This is a genomic window from Candidatus Sodalis endolongispinus (assembly GCF_018777395.1).
Taxonomy (GTDB): Bacteria; Pseudomonadota; Gammaproteobacteria; order Enterobacterales; family Enterobacteriaceae; genus Sodalis_B; species Sodalis_B endolongispinus.
Genome location: NZ_JAFJYC010000001.1, coordinates 860,382 through 879,884 on the forward strand (window position 1 = coordinate 860,382; position 19,503 = coordinate 879,884).

Annotated in this window: 12 protein-coding genes and 4 pseudogenes; all 16 read right to left on the reverse strand. The window is 62.3% G+C overall.

Features of this window, described 5'->3' with window-relative positions; genetic code table 11:
* Positions 1 to 183: 183 nt before the first annotated feature.
* Positions 184 to 1,375: pseudogene (locus tag JZM24_RS04200) on the reverse strand (nicotinamide mononucleotide deamidase-related protein YfaY).
* 127 nt (positions 1,376 to 1,502) lie between these two features.
* A pseudogene (gene menE, locus JZM24_RS04205) lies at positions 1,503 to 2,851 on the reverse strand (o-succinylbenzoate--CoA ligase).
* An 83-nt stretch (positions 2,852 to 2,934) separates the two neighbouring features.
* Positions 2,935 to 3,918 carry an o-succinylbenzoate synthase gene (gene menC / locus JZM24_RS04210; protein WP_215668678.1) on the reverse strand — a complete coding sequence of 328 codons (984 nt, stop codon included), beginning with the start codon at positions 3,916 to 3,918 and terminating at the stop codon, positions 2,935 to 2,937.
* Positions 3,918 to 4,775 (reverse strand): 1,4-dihydroxy-2-naphthoyl-CoA synthase, encoded by an 858-nt coding sequence (gene menB / locus JZM24_RS04215; protein WP_215668679.1) that lies wholly within the window; start codon positions 4,773 to 4,775, stop codon positions 3,918 to 3,920. The genes menC and menB overlap by 1 nt, the downstream gene beginning before the upstream one ends.
* An 11-nt stretch (positions 4,776 to 4,786) precedes the next feature.
* Positions 4,787 to 5,560 (reverse strand): 2-succinyl-6-hydroxy-2,4-cyclohexadiene-1-carboxylate synthase, encoded by a 774-nt coding sequence (menH, locus tag JZM24_RS04220; protein WP_215668681.1) that lies wholly within the window; start codon positions 5,558 to 5,560, stop codon positions 4,787 to 4,789.
* Positions 5,557 to 7,276 (reverse strand): annotated as a pseudogene (gene menD, locus JZM24_RS04225) (2-succinyl-5-enolpyruvyl-6-hydroxy-3-cyclohexene-1-carboxylic-acid synthase). The gene menH and the pseudogene menD overlap by 4 nt, the downstream one beginning before the upstream one ends.
* Positions 7,277 to 7,357: 81 nt before the next feature.
* A pseudogene (locus tag JZM24_RS04230) lies at positions 7,358 to 8,646 on the reverse strand (isochorismate synthase).
* Between the two features lie 190 nt (positions 8,647 to 8,836).
* On the reverse strand, positions 8,837 to 9,157 hold the full coding sequence (elaB, locus tag JZM24_RS04235) for a stress response protein ElaB (RefSeq protein ID WP_215669999.1): 321 nt from the start codon (positions 9,155 to 9,157) through the stop codon (positions 8,837 to 8,839).
* Between the two features lie 165 nt (positions 9,158 to 9,322).
* Positions 9,323 to 10,780 carry an NADH-quinone oxidoreductase subunit NuoN gene (gene nuoN, locus JZM24_RS04240; protein ID WP_215668682.1) on the reverse strand — a complete coding sequence of 486 codons (1,458 nt, stop codon included), beginning with the start codon at positions 10,778 to 10,780 and terminating at the stop codon, positions 9,323 to 9,325.
* A 6-nt stretch (positions 10,781 to 10,786) separates the two neighbouring features.
* Entirely contained in the window at positions 10,787 to 12,319 is a 1,533-nt protein-coding gene (nuoM, locus tag JZM24_RS04245; protein WP_215670000.1) for an NADH-quinone oxidoreductase subunit M, read from the reverse strand.
* Positions 12,320 to 12,421: 102 nt separating this feature from the next.
* Positions 12,422 to 14,272: an NADH-quinone oxidoreductase subunit L gene (gene nuoL, locus JZM24_RS04250; RefSeq protein WP_215668684.1), complete on the reverse strand. Its 1,851-nt coding sequence runs from the start codon at positions 14,270 to 14,272 to the stop codon at positions 12,422 to 12,424.
* Positions 14,269 to 14,571: an NADH-quinone oxidoreductase subunit NuoK gene (gene nuoK / locus JZM24_RS04255; protein WP_074011946.1), complete on the reverse strand. Its 303-nt coding sequence runs from the start codon at positions 14,569 to 14,571 to the stop codon at positions 14,269 to 14,271. Before nuoK ends, nuoL begins: the two co-directional genes overlap by 4 nt.
* Complete coding sequence (gene nuoJ / locus JZM24_RS04260) at positions 14,568 to 15,131, reverse strand: NADH-quinone oxidoreductase subunit J (RefSeq protein ID WP_215668685.1); 564 nt, start codon at positions 15,129 to 15,131, stop codon at positions 14,568 to 14,570. Before nuoJ ends, nuoK begins: the two co-directional genes overlap by 4 nt.
* 10 nt (positions 15,132 to 15,141) lie before the next feature.
* On the reverse strand, positions 15,142 to 15,684 hold the full coding sequence (gene nuoI, locus JZM24_RS04265) for an NADH-quinone oxidoreductase subunit NuoI (protein ID WP_215668687.1): 543 nt from the start codon (positions 15,682 to 15,684) through the stop codon (positions 15,142 to 15,144).
* Positions 15,685 to 15,698: 14 nt separating this feature from the next.
* The gene (gene nuoH / locus JZM24_RS04270; RefSeq protein ID WP_215668689.1) at positions 15,699 to 16,676 is read right to left on the reverse strand and encodes an NADH-quinone oxidoreductase subunit NuoH; all 978 of its coding nucleotides are present in this window, start codon (positions 16,674 to 16,676) and stop codon (positions 15,699 to 15,701) included.
* Positions 16,673 to 19,402 (reverse strand): NADH-quinone oxidoreductase subunit NuoG, encoded by a 2,730-nt coding sequence (nuoG, locus tag JZM24_RS04275; RefSeq protein WP_215668691.1) that lies wholly within the window; start codon positions 19,400 to 19,402, stop codon positions 16,673 to 16,675. The genes nuoH and nuoG overlap by 4 nt, the downstream gene beginning before the upstream one ends.
* Between the last annotated feature and the right edge of the window lie 101 nt (positions 19,403 to 19,503).

A 19,503-nucleotide genomic window follows, 5' to 3' on the forward strand; every position in this document is an offset into this window, starting at 1 on the left:
GCCCCGGCGGTATGAGTCGTCTGGCAAGCGGACTGCTCTGGCGGAATAAGCCGCCGTGTTAAGCGAAGCCGCCGTGGCAAGATGACAAAGGGGGCCGTCGATTGGCGACGGCCCCCTGTTTATTTGTGGCCAGCAGCGACATCGGCGGCGCCAGACGCGCATGACGCCGCCGCGGCGCGCGGTTTAAAGCGTGGCCGCGAGACGCACCCAGCCATACTCAGCGTAAACCGCTATGCCCTGCAGCCAGCGCTGCAGCATCGTCAATGCCATTAACGCCACCACTTCCTGACGGGCGCGCAGCGGGTGCCGCGCCAGATTGTTGCGCAAGACGATGGTTTGCGCAAAATCCTGCGCCGGCGTATGCAGCGCCACGCTGAAATGATCTTGCGCCAAATCACCGACGACCAACCCCAGCGAGGCGCCTTGACGCTGCGCCAGCGCCGGTAAACCCACAAGCGGCGCGGCCCCCGCTTTATCGGTATCGGCAGGCCACCATTCGCCACCCGTTACCGGCACGCCGGCGCTGCCAGGTCACCATACCGGCGGTAAACTGCTCCGCCAGCGCCAGAGTCAGCCCCCGTTGCGGCAGCAACTGCGCCAGACGGGCCGGTAAATCGTCGGTCCCTTCGTAGAGCTGGCTGTCACCGGCCACCGTGCGGATCTGTTGCCACACCTGCTCCATCGCCTCGCGTTCATGGGCCGGGCCGGTCAATTTAAGTTCAATAATCCGCATCGAGGAGCGGTAACCCAGCACCACGTCTTCCGGCAGCGGCAGACCGTCCAGCTCATTGGCCAGATCGCTTTCGCCGCGGCCAAACGTGGTCATCAGCAGGCACAGCGGCGGATCCGGCAGGTCAAACCGCTCGCGCAGGCGCGGCACGATTTCGCGCTCCACCATCACCTTAAATTCCGACGGCACCCCGGGGGTGAAAAACAGCAAGCAGCGGTTAAGCTGCAGCGCAAAACCGCAGGCTGTGCCCACCGGATTATCAATCAGCTCGGCGCTGGCGGGAATAAGCGCCTGCTTACGGTTGCTGGGGGCCATCTCGCGGCCGCGTTCGGCGAAATAGGCCGCCATCTTCGCCAGCCACTCCGCATGCTCCACCAGTTCATCGCCAGCGGCGGTGGCGGCGGCCAGCGCGCTGAGATCGTCACTGGTCGGCCCCAGGCCGCCATTGACAATCAACACATCCGCCCGCAGGCTGCGCTCAGTCATCGCCGCCACCAGCACGGACAGATTGTCGCCGACGGTCATGCGCGATGACATCGGCATCCCCTGCTCGAACAGATAGCTCGCCAGCCAGGCTGCGTTGGTGTCGACAATCTGACCGTGCAGCACTTCATCGCCCGTGCACAGCATTTCTACCCTAAGCATGCTCTTCTCCTGTGATCCTGTAGTGCCACTTTAAAAAGCGGCATCGACAAACACAACACCTGTTCGCGGGATTTTCACGAAATGCGATAATTGCCTGAGGGCGAGGCGGGCGCGAGGCGTGCTGGATTCACTCTCCTGAGGTCTGCGCCAGCCAGGCGTGGATAGCCCCGCGCGGAATTTTTATACCGCCTTGGTGTAGCGCCGGCGGTAGGTAATGCCAGGCAACAGGGCGCTTCCAAGGGGACAATTGCGGTTCGAGCCAAGCACGCAGCGCCGCCAGCGGAACGTCGGCGTCCACCACCGCCACCGGCCGATGGCCATATTCCGGGTCGGCCACCGGCACAATGAATGCCTGGCGGACGCCGTCGTGGCCGGACAGCAGGCGCTCGATGTCCTCGGGCTGTACGCCTTCGCCGCCGCAGAAAAGAGATTATCCAGCCGCCCGGCGATGGTCAATTGGCCAGCGCGCGTCATGCCGCGGTCGCGGGTATGAAACCAGCCATCGCCCTCATCAAGCGGCAGCAATTGTCCCTGTTGCCAGTAACCTACGGCCTGGCTGGCCCCGCGCAGCCAAATCTCGCCCTGGACTAACCGCAAGCTGCGCCCGGCCAGCGGCAAGCCGACCCCTGCCGAGCCGTCCGCACGCCAGGCGCAGACGGTTGAGGCAAATTCGGTCAGTCCGTAACCACACCAACAGCGGATACCGTCCGCTTCGGCGCGGGTCGTGAGTTCGGCCGGGATCATCGCGCCGCCAAGCAGAACATCGCTGAGCGACAGCGCCGCGACGGAACCACCGACCAGCCGCCATAACTGCGTCGGCACCAATGACGCATGACTGCACCCCATCAACGCCTGCTCCAGCTGCCTGCCTTCCCGCACCGCCAGCCGCGCGCCGGCATATAACCAACGCCAGACGATGCCCTGCCCGGAAACATGATATAGCGGCAGCGACAAGAGCCAACAGTCCGTGCGTCGAAAACCCAGCAGCGCCACGACCCCCGCCGCACTACATAAATGGGCGGCGTAGCGGTGGGCCGCCGCCTTTGGCAAGCCGCTCGAGCCTGAGGTCAGCGTCAGGGTCGCCAGACGCTGGGCATCCCAGTGCACCGCCGGGGGCGCTACAGCGTCAACGTCAACCGGCACCCGCGCCAGCGACAGCAATGACAGATCAACGTCGAGCGGTCTGATGCCAGACGGCCAGGCTGCGTTTTCACAGCTATAACCAAACGCCAAATCGAGCGTCGGCAGCCGGCGCGCCAACAACTCGGCCGTCAAACGGGAATTGAGCGGCGCTACCCGCGCACCGCATTCCAGCGCGGCCAAATAGGCCAACAGCAGCGCCAGCGAATTTTGGCCCATTAACGCCACGCCACAGCCCGGCAGCACGCCCGCCCGTCGCCAACGCGCCGCCTGCCGCTGCACCGCCACGGCCACCTGGGGCCAGCTCACATCGCCCTGCGGCCCATGCAGAGCCACCGCATCTGGCGTCTGTTGTGCCCAGTGACGCCAGGGCCAATCAGTAAATGCTCAGGCATTGCCTTATTCCTCAAGACCTTGGTTCATGGCATCATCTCGACAGGCTCTAGCTGTTCCCAAGACCACAACGGTAAATCACAGCCGGGCCATGGCCGCACCAATTGCGCCTGCATCAGCGACAAGGTATCCAGCCCTGGCGTCACCGCGGGCGTTAGCCAATGCGCCAAACGGGAAAGCTGGGTCAGCGCCAGACTCGATTCTACCCCCGAGCTTATCACCGTCGTCACGCCAAGCTGCCGGGCGTGATCCAACGTCTGCCGGCAGTAGGCCAGCGTGCCCGTCAGCCCGGGTTTCACCACCAGCGCCGCGACGCCTGGGTCAGAGCGCAGCGTGAACCCCGGCTCGCGCGCGCTCTCATCCCAGGCGATGGGAATGCCGGTTTGCGCCGCGAAGGCCAGCGAATCGGCAGTCCTGGCGCAGGGCTCTTCGAGAAAATCGATGCGGGACAGGCAGTCCGGAGCCAAATAGCGGGCGAACTGCAGGGCGCGCTCGCGCGTCCAGCGGCGATTGGCATCCAGCCGCAAACGCAAATCGGGCAGCCCCGAGAGCAGCATATTCACCGTCAGACTGTCGCGGACTGCCTCATACATCCCCACCTTCAGCTTGGCCACCTTCTGTCCCGGCAACCCCGCCAGATGCACCAGCGCTTCGTCAGGATCGCCGGTACACAGCGGAACGCTGCGATAGTCCGCCTGCGCCGGTAACCCATCGTCGAGTTCCGCCAGCGCGCAACTGATGCCGAAACCCACCGACGGCGGCGCCGCGGCGAGCTGGGCTTCGGACGCCTTTCCCAGCGTCCAGCGCGCCAGCCAATCTCGCGCCGCCGTGACGGCCTCCGCCAGGCTTTCACGGCTAAAACCCGGCAGCGGCGCGATTTCGCCTTCGCCACTCCGTCCCGATACTTCCAGCACCACCACCCACCCCTCGCGCCGGGCAAGGCGCTGATCCCCCAGCACCACGCCGGGTTGCATTGGCAGACGGTAGCGGTAAAGCGACGCCCGGCTCATCAGGGATTACGCTTGAATTGGCTGAAATCGGGCTGGCGCTTTTCGATAAAGGCGTTGCGGCCTTCTTGCCCCTCGTCGGTCATGTAAAACAGCATGGTCGCATTCCCCGCCAGCTCCTGCAATCCGGCCTGTCCGTCGCAATCCGCGTTGAGCGCCGCCTTCAGGCAACGCAAGGCAATGGGACTGTTGGCCAGCATCTCCCGGCACCAGCGCACGGTTTCGCTTTCCAGACGCGCCAGCGGTACCACGGCATTGACCAGCCCCATCTCCAGCGCCTGCTGTGCGTTGTACTGACGACACAAAAACCAGATCTCCCGCGCTTTTTTCTGGCCGACGATACGCGCCATATAAGACGCGCCCCAGCCGCCGTCAAACGAGCCGACTTTCGGGCCGGTATGGCCGAATACCGCATTCTCCGCCGCCAGGGTTAAATCGCACATAAGATGCAGCACATGGCCGCCGCCGATGGCATAGCCGGCCACCATCGCCACGACCGGTTTGTGGCAGGTGCGGATCTGGCGTTGAAAATCGAGTACGTTCAGGTGATGCACGCCGCCGTCATCCTGATAACCGCCGTAATCGCCGCAAACTTTCTGGTCGCCGCCGGAGCAGAAGGCTTTTTCCCCCTCGCCGGTGAGGATAATCACGCCGATACCCTCATCATAGCGGGCGTCGCTCAGCGCCAGCATCATTTCTTTGACCGTCAGCGGACGGAACGCATTACGCACCTGCGGACGGTTAAGAGTAATTTTGGCGATACCGTCCGCGGACTTGTGATAGCGAATATCGGTGAACTCGCCGCTGCAATCACGCCAGTCGATGGGGGCATACCAAGAGTCTTCATTAGGTTCAAGCATCATGCGTTCCTTTATTCAAACGGAGCCAGCAAAGAAAGAAGTCGTGCGGCAAACGCCTGCGGGTTGCCGCGATGGGCGTTATGTCCCGCCGCCGGTATCTGCCACCAGGGCAGCTGCGCCTGCTCGGCCAGCGCGGAAAATTTGGCGTCCTGCGCGCCACACAGATAACCGAAGGGCAAGGTCAAACGGCGCAACGGCATCAGAAGATCCGGCTGACGACCCAGCGAACCTGCCATCAGCATCGCCGCAATCCCCGCGCCGAAATTACCGGCACGCAGTCGTATCAGGTCTGCGCGCTGCGTCGGCGTGACATCGCCAAACACCGGCTGGCGGTACCAGTCAGTTAACACCGCCGCCAGCGGCTCGCCGGCAAAGCGCTGCGCCCACGCCCTATCGTGACGCAACCGCTGCCGGCGCGCGGGCGCATCCGCCAAACCGGGATGGGCACCTTCAACATACAACGCACGCAAACGAGGATCCTGACCGTGACAGGCGTGATACAACGCGAGACGCCCGCCGAGAGAATAACCGATGATGATGTAATCGCCGATGTCCAGCCCGCGTAGGGTCTGCACCAGCGCCGCCGACAGTGCGGCAAACGGCTGCGGCGGCAGGGCGGCGTTGGCGCCATGTCCCGGCAAATCCAGTGTCAGCTGTGGCCAGCCGGCAAAATACGGCAACACCGGCAGCCAATCGTCCCCCGAGCCGAGCAGACCGTGAAGCCACACCAGACAGGGCCGCCGACCGCTACCGACTTGCTGGTGCCGCGCCGCCCACCCCGTCATCGCGCCATCTCCGCCACCAGTTCACGCAAAAGAGAAGCCCCCTGCTCCGCCGGCACCACCAGCTCAAGGAGCGTTGCCGCCCCCGCCGCCGGCTGCCGGCGCCAGACGGCGTCCAACATCGCCCGCAGCGCCCCCATGCTATCCGGCCGCTGATAATCCAAACCAAACAGCGCCGCCGCATGGCGGAAATCCACCTCCTGCGGCATGACATAATACGCCTGGCGCACCGGCGCCGGCAGCAGCGAGAAAATTTGGCCGCCGTTATTGTTCACCACTAAAATTACCACCGGCGCCGGGCAATGGCGAAATAACGCCAGGGAATTCATGTCGTACAGCGCCGATACGTCGCCCAGCAGCGCGAGCAGCGGCCTGGCGGTGGCCCGCGCCACTCCGGCGGCGGTGGCCAGCAGGCCGTCAATCCCGCTGGCACCCCGGTTGCCCCACACCGGATAACCGGCCGGCAGTTGCGCCAGCGCATCCGCAAGGCGGACGGTCAGACTATTGCCAAGCAAGACCCCACCCACCCGTGGGCAATAACGCCGGCAGCCGATAGGCCAGCCGCGCTTCGCAGACCGGCGCCGCGGCCCACGCCGCGTCAGCGGACCCGGCTTCGGCCGCCGGCAGCAGCGTCTGACTTACCCGCCTCGCGGCGACAGCGGCCAACTCCGCCAAAACCGGGGCCCAAGGGGGATTGGCGACGGCCGGATGCAACGTCAGCCATGGTTCGGCTGCGGCGAAGATACGCTGCCCGCGGTGATGGCCAGGATCCCGCCGGCCGGGCAGAGGATCCACCAGCCACAGCGCTTCGGCCGGACATTCTGCCTGCCAGGCCAGCAGACGCTTGCCGGTCAGACTGCTGCCGAACTGCACCACCAATTCCTCGCGGGCAAGTTCCGCCTGCGCCGCCTGCGCGTTAAGCCAAATGTCGGCATGGGGCAGCGGCTGCCCGGTATGGGACAGCCCATCGCCCAGCAACGGCCAGCCCAAGGTGCGCGCCCACTGCGCAATCGCGGCTCCCTGCGCGGCGTCGGTCCGGCCGGCGATCACTACGCCGCGGCGCCGGCGCCAGACCGGCCAGTCCGGCTCCGCTTGCAGTAACGGCGCCGTCGCGGCCTTGAGCCAGGGTTCACTGCTCTGCCACCAATCGCCGAGCGCCGGTGACCAATCATCCTCTTCGTCCTGGTCTACGCCATACAAGGGCTCCGCAAACGGGCAATTAATATGCACGCCGCCGTGGGGGACATCCGCCAGCAGCGCATCCACGGCGCTCACCAGCCAGCGCGCCGGAATTGCCGGCGTCGGCCGCGGTAAATCCAGCGCGCCGACGGCGAAACCGGCAAACATGCCGGACTGGCGGACAGCCTGATTGGCGCCGCAGTCGATAAGCTCCACCGGCCTGTCCGCGGTAAGCAGCACCAGCCGCTCGCCGGTCAGGCTGGCTTCAATCAAGGCCGGATACAGATTGGCGGCGGCGGTACCCGAGGTGACAATGACCGCCACCGGCTGGCCGCTGGCTTTCGCCAGACCCAGCGCCAGATGGCCCAGCCCGCGCTCATCAAAATGAGAATGACGGGTCAGGCGCGGATGCGCTGCGGCGGCGAGCGTTAGCGGCGTCGAGCGCGATCCCGGCGCGATACAGACATGCCGTACGCCATGGCGAGTCAGGGTTTCCAGCAGTAGCGTCGCCCAGCGACGGTTAAACATAATTTCGGACATGATGGGCCTGGCGCTCAGGGGGTGAGGGTGACACCCCATTGTAAGTCCATTGTAAGAGCGGATATTGATATAAACACCGATCTAGGTCGTTTGCTGCCCCCGCGTCTCGCCGGTGAAGAGTGATTGCAGACCGGCGGCTTTATTCTCCACTTCCTGCCATTCTTGATCGGCATCGGATCCTTGCACAATACCGGCGCCGGCACAAAGCCAGATGTGCTGATCCGACACCCGGGCGCAGCGCCACGCAAAACTCGCTCTCGTCGGCGGTCAGATAGCCCGCTGAACCGGCGTACCACTGGCGCGCGAAAGGTTCATGACGTCGGATAAACGCCGCAGTAGGCTGCAGCAGTGCCAGACAGCGGCTGTCGTCGGCGTGCTGCAAATCGCCCTGGATCACCCGGCGCAGATGCTGTACGGTGCGCATGGGGATGACTTCTGGGCCGCTGACATCCAGCGCCAGCGCCGCCTGCCGCAACCGCTGGCAGATATCGTCCACCACCAGCAGATTTTCACGCTGGTTTTTTTCATCCGCCATTAACCACGCCGCCTGCCGGCTGGCCTGCTGCGAGTCCGGGTCGCAGGCGACGGTGCCGGCCAAGGCTTCGGTATCCAAGCGGCGGCCGTGCCGGTGATATAACCGCTCCGGGCTGGATCCGAGAAAAGCGTCATGCGGCGACCAGGCCAGCAGATAATGGAAACAGCCGTGATTAACATGACGGCTCGCCGCCATCAGCGACAGCGGTGACGGCGGCAGGTCGACGCTTAGCGCGGAGCGGCGGGCCAGCACCACTTTATCCAGCCCGCCCTGGCCAAATTGCGCCAGCGCCTGCTGCACCAAGCGGCGCCACGCCGGTAAATCGGGCAGATGCGCTACGCCTGTAACCTTGGCCGTCAGCGGCGGCAGAGGCGCCGGCGCAGCGGGGCCGTGCGTCTCCAGCCAGGAGAGGAAATCGGCGGCATCCGCCGCAAGCGATGTTGCACTGCCCAGCGTCAGGATCACCTGATAACCTTCCCCCTGACGCCGCCAGCTCAGGCGCGGTAAGAACAGCGCGCTTTCCGCTACCTCCTCGCCGGCACCGAAAGCATTAAGCCCCCAAACTCGCAGATCCGGCGACGCCGGTTGCGCGGCAAGGAAACGCTGCGCCGCGTCGATACCGGCGAAGTGACGCACCGCAGCTCGCCACCTCTTCGTGGCCGTTGCGGTGCTGACAGTAGCATTGCGGATAAAGCGGCCAGGCATTGAGCCAATCCAGTAAGGGCACCGGGGCGCCGTCCGGCCAGGGCAGAACCAGCTGCCGAACACCGGGCGCCGCCGGTAGCAAATGGGCATTGAGGTGTTGCCGCAGGGTGGAGATAAGCAGTGACAGCATAACGAACCGTTTATTTCAAAACCGGAATAATGAGAGGGATTATACGTATGGTGGCAGGTAAAACAAAACGCACCGTTCACAACAGCAGGGATAAAAAAATGCGCAGGCCACGGTATCGTGACGCTGCGCAAATTCAGCGTGCGCTTGCGGGGGCAGCAGCGCGGGGCGCCGTCAATCCATCCGGCCGCCCTTAACGACGGGCCAGCAGCAGCCCTACAACCAACCCGACAGAGGCGCCGATGCCGACGCCGTGCCAGGGATTTTCCTGCACGTAATCATCCGCGGCGCTCACCGCCTGCCGGGCTTTCAGATAGTAGGTGTCGGACGCCTGACTCACCCGCGTTTTAACATCATCCAGCGCCTGCTGGGCGCGGGTCTTCAGCTCGACATATTTTTGATCGGTTTTATCGCCGGAATAAGCCAGGACTTCTTCCAGCGTTTCGGACAACAGCTGCACACCATCGTCAACATGTGTTTCGTGCGGCTGAAGGGGATCTTGAGGTGTAGTCATCATTGTTCTCCGTGTTCTGATGAAGGGCGTCAGACTAACTATAGGCAAAAAATGCCCGTACCGGAGGACTATTCTCGCCGGAGCAATCCGAAAAATCGGGCTTGGGCTAATGATTATCGCCGTCAGGCGCACCAACGCCGCGGGGTCACTCCCCGCGGCGCTCGGTCAGAGAATGGGCTGCGCCAATTGCACCAGGGTAATGAGCGGCTGCGGATACAGCCCCAGCAGCAACACCAGCAGCGAGGAGATAAGCACCACCACACCGCCGGCGGTCAGCGCCCAGTTTGAGGGCGTATCGCGGCGCAGATTTTCCGGCGGCGACAGGTAGAGGCTGACCATGATGCGCAGGTAGTAGAACAGCCCGATGGCGCTCCCGGCAACGACCGCGCCGGTCAACCAGCCCAGGTGGCTATTCACGCCCAGCGCAATGACGTAGAACTTGCCGATAAAGCCAAGGGTCATGGGGATCCCCGCCAGCGACAACATCATCACCGTCAGCACCGATGACAACAGCGGCTTATGCCAAAACAGACCGCGGTAGGAATACAGCGAATCCGCATCCTCGCCGGTGTAGGGGCTGGACATCAAACTGACGACGCCGAACGCCCCCAGACTGGCGAACAGGTATCCCGCCAAATAAACGCCGACGGTTTCCAGCGCCAGCGAATGAGCCTGTACCGCGATTAATCCCACCAGCAAATAGCCCAGATGGGCGATGGAGGAATAGCCCAGCACACGTTTGATGTTGCTCTGGCTTAACGCCATTAGGTTGCCGAACAACATAGAGGCGAAGGCGATAATCGCCAGCACCAGCCGCACTGTATCGCTGTGCGTCACCGGCGCATATAAAAACAGGCGCATAATGACCGCGAAAATCGCGATTTTACTGGCGGTGGCCAGGAAGGTCGACACCGGCGCGGGCGCGCCTTGATAGACATCCGGCGTCCACAAATGGAACGGCACAAGCGACAGTTTGAAGCCAAGACCGACCACCATCATCCCCAGACCCGCCAGCAGCATCGGCTGCGTCAGCATGGTGTCATTAAGCGTCTGACCGAGAGCGGCGAAAGACAACTGCCCGGTTTGGGCATACACCAGCGCCATACCGAACAGCAAGAAAGACGACGCCGCCGCGGACAGCAGCGTGTATTTGATGCTGGCTTCCAGCGAGCGCTTCTGGCGAAACGCATAGCCCACCATGCCGAACAGCGGCAGCGAAATCAGCTCAATACCCAGGAACAGCGCCGCCAGATGATTGGCGCTGACCAGCAGAATACCGCCCATCGCGGCAATCAGCACCAGCAGATAAAACTCGTCGCGGTTGCCCGGATACCCCGCCAGCCAAGCGTAGGCCAGCGTGCTGGTCGCCAGACTGGCCACCAGCACCAGCCAGGTATAGAACATGGAAAACCCGTCGACGCGCATCAGCGGCGTCACATCCATCGGGCCGTTTTGCGTCACAAACCACAGCGACAACAGCGCCAGATTAAGCCCGATAACCGTCAGGGTGGCGTTAATAAAGTGGTTGCGTCGCCACGCAATGCACAGCATCACAACCACCACCGTCAATCCGACTATCAACAGTGGTAATAACGCGATCAGTTGTTGAGGAGTTATTGTCATGGCGAATTACGGCCTTGTCGTTGAAATAGTGGAACCGGCGTCGGCGGCGAACCAGTGCTGGATGTTGCCCATAGCGGCGGCTGAGGTATCCATAATCGGCTGCGGGAAGAACCCGAGCAGCACCACCAGCACCACCAGCAACAAAATAATCAACCGTTCGCGCAGCGTCATGCCCGGCAGCGGCTCGGTGGATTTAGCCGGGCCGTAATAAGCGCGCTGCATCATGATAAGCGAGTAGACCGACGCGAACACCAGACCGAATGTGGAAATCACCGTAATCATCGGGACCACCGGGAAACTGCCGAACAAAATGGTAATCTCGCCAACAAAGTTGCCGGTACCCGGCATCCCGAGCGTGGCGACGGCGAAGAACAGCGACAACGCCGGAATAAAGCTCAGCCGTCCCCACAGACCGCCCATCTGCCGCATATCGCGGGTGTGCAAACGCTCATACAGCTGGCCGCAAATGATGAACATGCCGGCGGCCGACAGACCGTTGGCTATCATCTGTACCACCGCGCCCCGATAGGCCAGCTGGCTGCCGCTGTAGATAGCGATCAGCACAAAGCCCATATGGGACACGCTGGTATAGGCGATAAGGCGCTTGATATCGGTTTGCGAAAACGCCATCCAGGCGCCGTAGAAAATGCCTACCACGCCCAGCCACATGGCGATGGGGGCGAACTGATGCGACGCATGGGGGAACAGCGGCAGGCTGAAACGCAACATCCCATAAGCCGCGGTTTTCAGCAAAATCCCCGCCAGATCCACCGAACCGGCGGTAGGCGCCTGGCTATGGGCATCCGGCAGCCAGCCGTGCAGCGGCACCACCGGCATTTTCACCGCGAAGGCCAAGAAGAAACCCAACATCAGCAGGTATTCCATCCGTTCCGACATCGGCGTGCGCAACAAGTCTTCATAATTGAAGGTCCAGACGCCGGTGGCGTTATAGTGCACCAGCACCAGGCCGAGGATGGCCACCAGCATCACCAGACCGCTCGCCTGGGTATAGATGAAGAATTTGGTTGCGGCGGTGATACGCGTCTTACCGTCGGACGCCTTGTGCCCCCACAGCGCGATGAGGAAATACATCGGCACCAGCATCATTTCCCAGAAGAAAAAGAAGAGAAAAATGTCGATGGCCAGGAACACGCCGATAACGCCGCCGAGGATCCACAGCAGATTGAGGTGGAAGAACCCCTGGTAGCGCTGGATTTCACGCCAGGAGCAGAGGATAGCCAGCACACCGAGCAGCCCGGTCAGCACCACCATCAGCAGCGACAGGCCGTCCAGCGCCAAATGAATGCTGATACCGAAGCGCGGGATCCAGGGGAGCAGATACTCCACCTGCCATTGCGGCAGCCCCTGCGCCATCGCCAGGGTGTATCCTCCCTGCTGCCACAGCAGCAATGAAAGCGCCAGTGTCAGCCCCATGGCAATCAAGGCTATCCAGCGCGGTACACGGGTACCGAAACGCTCGCATTGCCAACACAGCAGACCGCCGATAAAGGGGATAAGAATTAGCCAAGGTAGTAGCATGGCGTTTTGCGTCCCTAACTGTAAAATCAATAAACTTGCGTGTCAGCGGAGCGGTAGGTTACCCGCCGCTCCGACCTAAGCCGGAAACGAAGCTCGGGGTATTCAGACGAATACCAGCAGCGCCACCACGATAACCGCACCCAGACCCATCGACGCCGCATACCAACGCAACTGCCCGTTTTCGCTCACCGTCAGGCCACGTCCGGCCCAGCGCGCCAGCAGCGCGGGAAGATTCATCACCGCATTAAGCGGATCTCGCGCCAGTAACCGCGCAATGGCCAGGTAGGGTTTGACGAAGATCTTGTCGTAAAGCCAGTCGAATCCCCAGGCGTGGAACCACCAAACCGTCAGGAAACGCCCCGGCGCGCTGGCGGCCACGGCGTTCACCAGACGGCGCTGGCCGAGCCACAGGGCCGCCGCCAGACCAATACCAATGATGGCGACCACGCCCGAGGTGATTTCCAGCGCCAGCTTACCGTCATGACCGAACTCGCCGGCCGGCAGAACCCTCGCCAGCGGCGGCGTGATCCAGGCGCCGATAAAGGTGGACAACACCAACAGCACCACCAGCGGCAGATGATGGCTGATACCGCGGCAGGCGTGGGCTTTAATCTTCGCCTCGCCATGGAACACGATAAAGATCATGCGGAAGGTATAGACCGAGGTGAGGAACGCCCCCACCAGGCCGGCCATCATCAGTGCGCCATGGCCGTTGGCCAGCGCGCCCCAGAGGATTTCATCCTTGGAATAGAAGCCGGCGGTGACCAGCGGCAACGCCGACAGCGCCGCGCCGCCCACCAGAAAGCAGATATGGACCAGCGGAATCGACTTGCGCAGGCCGCCCATTTTGAAGATGTTCTGCTCGTGATGGCAGGCCAGGATCACCGAACCGGAGGACAAGAACAGCAACGCCTTGAAAAACGCGTGGGTCATCAGGTGAAAAATAGCCGCGTCCCACGCCTGAACGCCCAGCGCCAGAAACATATAGCCTATCTGGCTCATGGTGGAATAGGCGAGCACCCGCTTGATATCGGTCTGCACCAGCGCGGCGAAGCCGGCCAATACCAGCGTTACCGCGCCGACAATCCCCACCAGATGCAATACGTCCGGCGTCATCAGGAACAGGCCGTGGGTACGGGCGATAAGATACACGCCGGCGGTCACCATGGTGGCGGCATGTATCAGCGCCGAGACTGGGGTCGGGCCGGCCATGGCGTCCGCCAGCCAGGTTTGCAGCGGCAGCTGCGCCGACTTGCCGACCGCGCCGCCCAGCAGCATCAGCGTCGCCCAGGTAATGGCCGGATAGCCTTCCGCCAGCTTTTTCGGCGCCAGCACCATCAGATCGTGGAAGTTCAACGTTCCGAGCTGGTCGTAGAGGATAAACAGCGCGAACGCCAACAGCACATCCCCGACGCGGGTGACGATAAATGCCTTCATCGCCGCCGCGCCATTTTTCGACTCGGTATAGTAATAGTAGAAGCCGATAAGCAGGTAGCTGCAAAGCCCTACCCCTTCCCAGCCGAGATACATCAGCAACAGATTATCCGCCAGCACCAGCACCAACATGCTAGCGATAAACAGATTGGTATAGGCGAAGAAACGCGAATAGCCCTCTTCCCCGCGCATATACCAGGAGGCATAAAGATGGATGAGGAAGCCGACGCCGGTGACCACCGACAGCATCGTCAGCGACAAGCCGTCGAGGCTGAGCGTAATGGGGATCTGGAAATCACCTACCGCCATCCAGTGCCACAAGGTCTGGGTATACACCGCCGCACCGTCGCCGCGGGCGCCGTGAAAATCCAGACCCACCCAAAGGGTGGTTAACGCCGCCAGCCCGACGCTGCCGACGCCGACGGTCGCGGCGAGGTTTTCCGACCAGCGGCCGCGGGAAAACGCCAGCAGCAGGAACCCCGCCAAGGGAAATACCAGGGTTAAATAGAGTAGGTTCATCCGTGCATCTCGCTGACTGAATCGATATCCAGGGTCCGGCGGCGGCGATGCAGCTGCAGCAGCAGCGCCAGGCCGATACTGGCCTCGGCGGCGGCCAGGGTGACCGCCAGGATATACATCACCTGCCCGTCCGCTTGACCCCAATAGCTGCCGGCCACAACAAACGCCAGCGCCGACGCGTTAATCATGATTTCTAGCCCCAGCAGCATGAAGAGCAGGTTGCGGCGGATAATCATCCCCGTCAGGCCCAGCACAAACAAGATAGCGGCCAGGATGAGACCGTGTGATAACGGGATCATGCTTGCTCCTCCCCTCTTCTCTTGATGGCGTCGGTGATTTTCGGCCCCTTGTAGAGCGCATCGACGTTATCACGTTCGTCGCGGCCCAGATGGAAGGCGACCACCAGCCCCGCCAGCAACAGCATGGAGGCCAGCTCCACCGCCAGCACATAAGGACCAAACAGCGCGATACCCACGGTTTTCGCCGCAATCAGATCGCCGGCGATGCCGTGATCCCCCGCGCCGGCCAGGGCGCGCACCAATATCGCCAATAGCACCAGCGACATCAGCGCGGGCCCGATCCAGGCCCGCGGGCGCAGCCAGGCGCGTTCTTGCTTATCGCGGCCGACGCTCATGTTGAGCATCATCACCACGAACACGAACAGCACCATGATGGCACCGGCGTAAACGATAATTTCCAGCGCACCGGCGAAGTAGGCGCCCAGCGAAAAAAACACGCAGGCGATGGCCAGCAGCGAAATAATCAGGTACAGCAGCGCATGTACCGGCTGGGTATGGGTGATGACGCGCAACGTCGCCAGCACCGCCACCAGACCGGAAAGATAAAACGCCAGTTCCATGCCAGTCTCCTTAGGGCAGCAAGCCTTTCACATCGATAGGTTTGGCTTCGTTTTCCGCCTCGCCCTTGTCCTTGCCAGCGATCGCCATACCGGCCATGCGGTAGAAGTTATATTCCGGGTATTTACCCGGCCCTGAAATCAGTAAATCGTCTTTCTCATACACCAGATCCTGTCGTTTTAACTCGCCCATCTCGAAATCCGGCGTCAGCTGGATGGCGGTGGTAGGGCAGGCTTCTTCGCACAGGCCGCAGAAGATACAGCGGGAGAAATTGATACGAAAGAATCCCGGGTACCAGCGTCCGTCTTTAGTTTCCGCCTTTTGCAGCGAAATACAGCCGACCGGGCAGGCGACCGCGCACAGGTTACAGGCTACGCAGCGCTCATCGCCGTCGGGATCGCGCGTCAGCACGATCCGCCCGCGAAAACGGGGCGGCGGATTGACCGGCACGTCCGGGTACATGCGGGTTTCGCGCTTGTTAAACGCCTGCATGCCAATCATCCAGATGCTGCGCAGCGTGGTCCCGCAGCCGATCGCTAATTCTTTTAACGTCATGATTCATCCACCCCTTAATGCGCGTTGTACAAGATGACCGCTGCGGTCGCCAACAAATTGAGCAGCGTCAGCGGCAGGCAGATTTTCCAGCCCAGCGCCATCACCTGGTCATAGCGCGGACGGGGCAGCGCCGCGCGGATCAGGATGAACATCATCATAAAGAAAGCGGTTTTAATGGCGAACCAGATAAACGGCGGCAACCACGGCCCCTGCCAGCCACCGAAGAATAGCGTCACCATCAGCGCCGAGATGGTCACAATGCCGACATATTCACCGACGAAGAACAGGCCGAATTTCATCCCCGAGTATTCGATATGGTAGCCGTCGGCCAGTTCCTGCTCCGCTTCCGGCTGATCGAAGGGGTGGCGGTGACACACCGCGACGCCCGCCAGCGCAAAGGTGATAAAGCCGAAGAACTGCGGCACCACGTTCCACAGATGCGCTTGCGACTCAACGATCGCGCCGAGGTTGAACGAACCGGCCTGCGCCACCACGCCCATTAACGACAAACCGAGAAACACTTCATAGCTCAAGGTCTGCGCCGAGGCGCGCATAGCACCCAGGAGCGAGTATTTATTGTTGCTCGACCAGCCGGCGAACAGAACGGCGTACACCGCCAGCCCGGCCATCATCAGGAAGAACAGCACGCCGATGTTGAAATCGGCTACCACCCAGGTCGGACTCACCGGGACGATGGCGAAGGTAATCAGCAGCGATGTGAAGGCAATGACCGGCGCCAGGGTAAAAATACCCCGGTCGGCGAACGGCGGGATCCAGTCCTCTTTAAACATCATCTTCATCACGTCGGCCAAGAGTTGGAGCGAACCGCCCCAGCCTACGCGGTTGGGTCCGTAACGGTTTTGAAACAGCCCCAGCAGGCGCCGCTCGGCGAAGCTCATGTAGGCGGCGCAGGTGACCACCACCAGCAGAATAACCACCGCCTTCACCACCGTCAGGAGGATATCGATGACCTCCGGTGTCAACCAACTCATAGCGCGGCCTCCCGCAGATTTTCAACGCGCTGTCCCGCCAGCATTGGCGGAATGCCCGGCAGCCCCAGCGGCAGCCCGACTTGTCCGGCGCTCAGTTCATGGCTGAACCGCACCGGCAGACGCAGTTCCACCCCCGCGCAGCTAAAGGCAAGCAGGGTACCGCTGTTGACGCCCAGCCGGGCGGCGTCGGCCTGGCTCACCGCCACATAGGGCGCCGGCATCCGCTCCTGAATAACCGGAGAACGCTGCGAGGTTTCCTCGCTGCCGAACAAGTGCCAATAAGGTGCGATACGCCAACTGCCGTCCTCGGCCGGCGCAAACGCGGGCGGAATGGCGCTAAAGTAGTCCAGCCGGTCGTCACCCGCTTCCAGCAGCCGCACACCGGGGTCGCCGTGGCGCAAATGGCCGCCCACTTCGTCCTGGAATTTGTTCCAGGCCTGTGGGGAGTTCCAGCCCGGTGCCCAGGCGAACGCCACCTGTTGGCGCGGCGCCTGTGGAGCATTGTTGCCTTCCATGGAGAAGGCGAACATGGTGTCCTGGTCCTGCGGCACGCGCGGTTCGTGCACGCTGATATTGGCGCGCATCGCGGTACGGCCGCTGTAGCGGTGCGGCTCGCGCGCCAGTTTCTGTCCGTGGATACGGAAGCTTGCGTCGGGTGCGGCGTCCTTAATCCCCGAGAGCTGCGGCAGCGCCTCGGCCGCGGCATCAATAATATGGTCGAGCTGTGTCCAGTCCACCTGGCGGTTCAAATAAGTGGAGTGCAGCGAATGCAGCCAGCGCCAGCTTTCCAACATGACAACCTGATCATCGTAGTACGCCGGATCATAGACCTGGAAGAAACGCTGCGCGCGGCCCTCCTGGTTGATGAGCGTACCGTCGCTTTCGGCAAAGCTCGCCGCCGACAGGATAAGGTTGGCCTTGTCCTGAAGGGGGGTGCGCTGGTGGTCTAGCACGATAAGGTTAGTAACCTTGGCCAGCGCGGCGTCGATGCGCGCGGCCGGGGCATGGCGATACAGGTCGTTTTCCAGCACGATCACGCTATCCGCAGAGCCCTGATCGAGTGCGTCGAGCGCATCGTCCAGGCTGCCGCCGCCCATCATCGCCAGGCCCATACTGTTGGCGCCGGCGGCGATAAAGCTAATACCGACATCGCTGCACCGGCCCTTCAAGGCGCGGGCGACGTTGGCGGCGGCGGCAATCACCGCTTCGCTCCCAGCGTTGCTGCCGGAGATAATAAGCGGCTTGCGGGCGCCGGCCAGCGCCTGCACCACCACATCGATTTTACCCTTCAGCGCATTATCCAGGCCGCTCACCGCCGGCGCCGTCTCATCCAACGCGTGGGCGATGGCGAAACCCAGACGCGCCTGATCATCCACCGGCGCGCAATAGCTCCAGGCGGCGATATCATCCAGACGGGTCCGGTCAATGTTGGTGACGAACAGCGGGTGTTTGGCGTGCTGACCGATGTTCATAATGGCGGCTATCTGCCAGTCGGCCACTTTCTGCGCCGCGGCCATCTCACGCGCCTTGCCCTTCACGGCCTGGCGCACCGCCAGCGCGATACGCGCGCCAGTCTGGGTCAAATCCTCCCCCAGCACCAGCACGGCGTCATAGCTTTCCATTTCACGCAGCGACGGCGTGCGAATACCGCCGTTGCGCAAAACATTGAGCATCAGCGCCAGTCGGTCTTGCTCACCGCCGGCGATACCGGTGTAGAAATTCTCGGCGCCCACCAGTTCGCGCAGGGCGAAGTTGCTTTCGACGCTGGCGCGCGGCGAGCCGATGCCGATCATCTTACGCGCATGGCGCAGCGCATCGGCGGCGCCCTGCATTGCCTGGTCGGCGTTAAGCGCAATCCAGTCGTCGCCACGGCGCTGCAGCGGCTGGCGTGGACGGTCTTTCAGATTGACGTAGCCATAGCCGAAACGGCCGCGGTCGCACAAGAAGTAATGGTTGACGCTGCCGTTGTAGCGGTTTTCGATGCGGCGCAGCTCGCCATAGCGCTCGCCGGGGCTGGTGTTGCAGCCGATGCTGCACTGCTGGCAGACGCTAGGCGCGAACTGCATATCCCATTTACGGTTATAGCGCTCGGAGTGGGTTTTGTCGGTGAACACGCCGGTCGGGCAGATTTCCACCAGGTTGCCGGAAAACTCGCTCTCCAGCACCCCGTCTTCGGGACGGCCGAAATAGACGTTATCATGGGCACCATACACGCCGAGATCGCCGCCGTCGGCATAATCTTTGTAATAGCGGACGCAGCGGTAGCAGGCGATGCAGCGGTTCATCTCATGGGAAATAAACGGCCCCAGATACTGATTGCGGTGAGTTCGCTTGGTAAAACGGTAGCGGCGGAAATTCTGGCCGGTCATGACCGTCATATCCTGCAGGTGGCAGTTGCCGCCCTCTTCGCAGACCGGACAATCGTGCGGGTGGTTGGTCATCAGCCACTCCACTACACTTTGGCGGAACTGTTTTGCTTCATCGTCGGCGATAGAGATGAAGGTAACGTCGGCGGCCGGCGTCATACAAGACATGACCAGCCGGCCACGAGTATCCTCGGCGTTTTGGTATTGCTTGACCGCGCACTGGCGGCAAGCGCCGACGCTGCCCAGCGCCGGATGCCAGCAAAAGTACGGAATATCGAGGCCGAGAGACAGACAAGCTTCCAGCAGGTTGTCAGACCCGTTAACCTCGTACTCTTTGCCGTCTACATGGATGGTAGCCATAGTCAGCATGCTCAGGTGAGGCCCGCCAACGGCGGGCGTTAATCAAAAATGCGTTCAGGGTGCAAAGCGCCTACGCCCGCCTGACCCGCTCGTGTCGCATG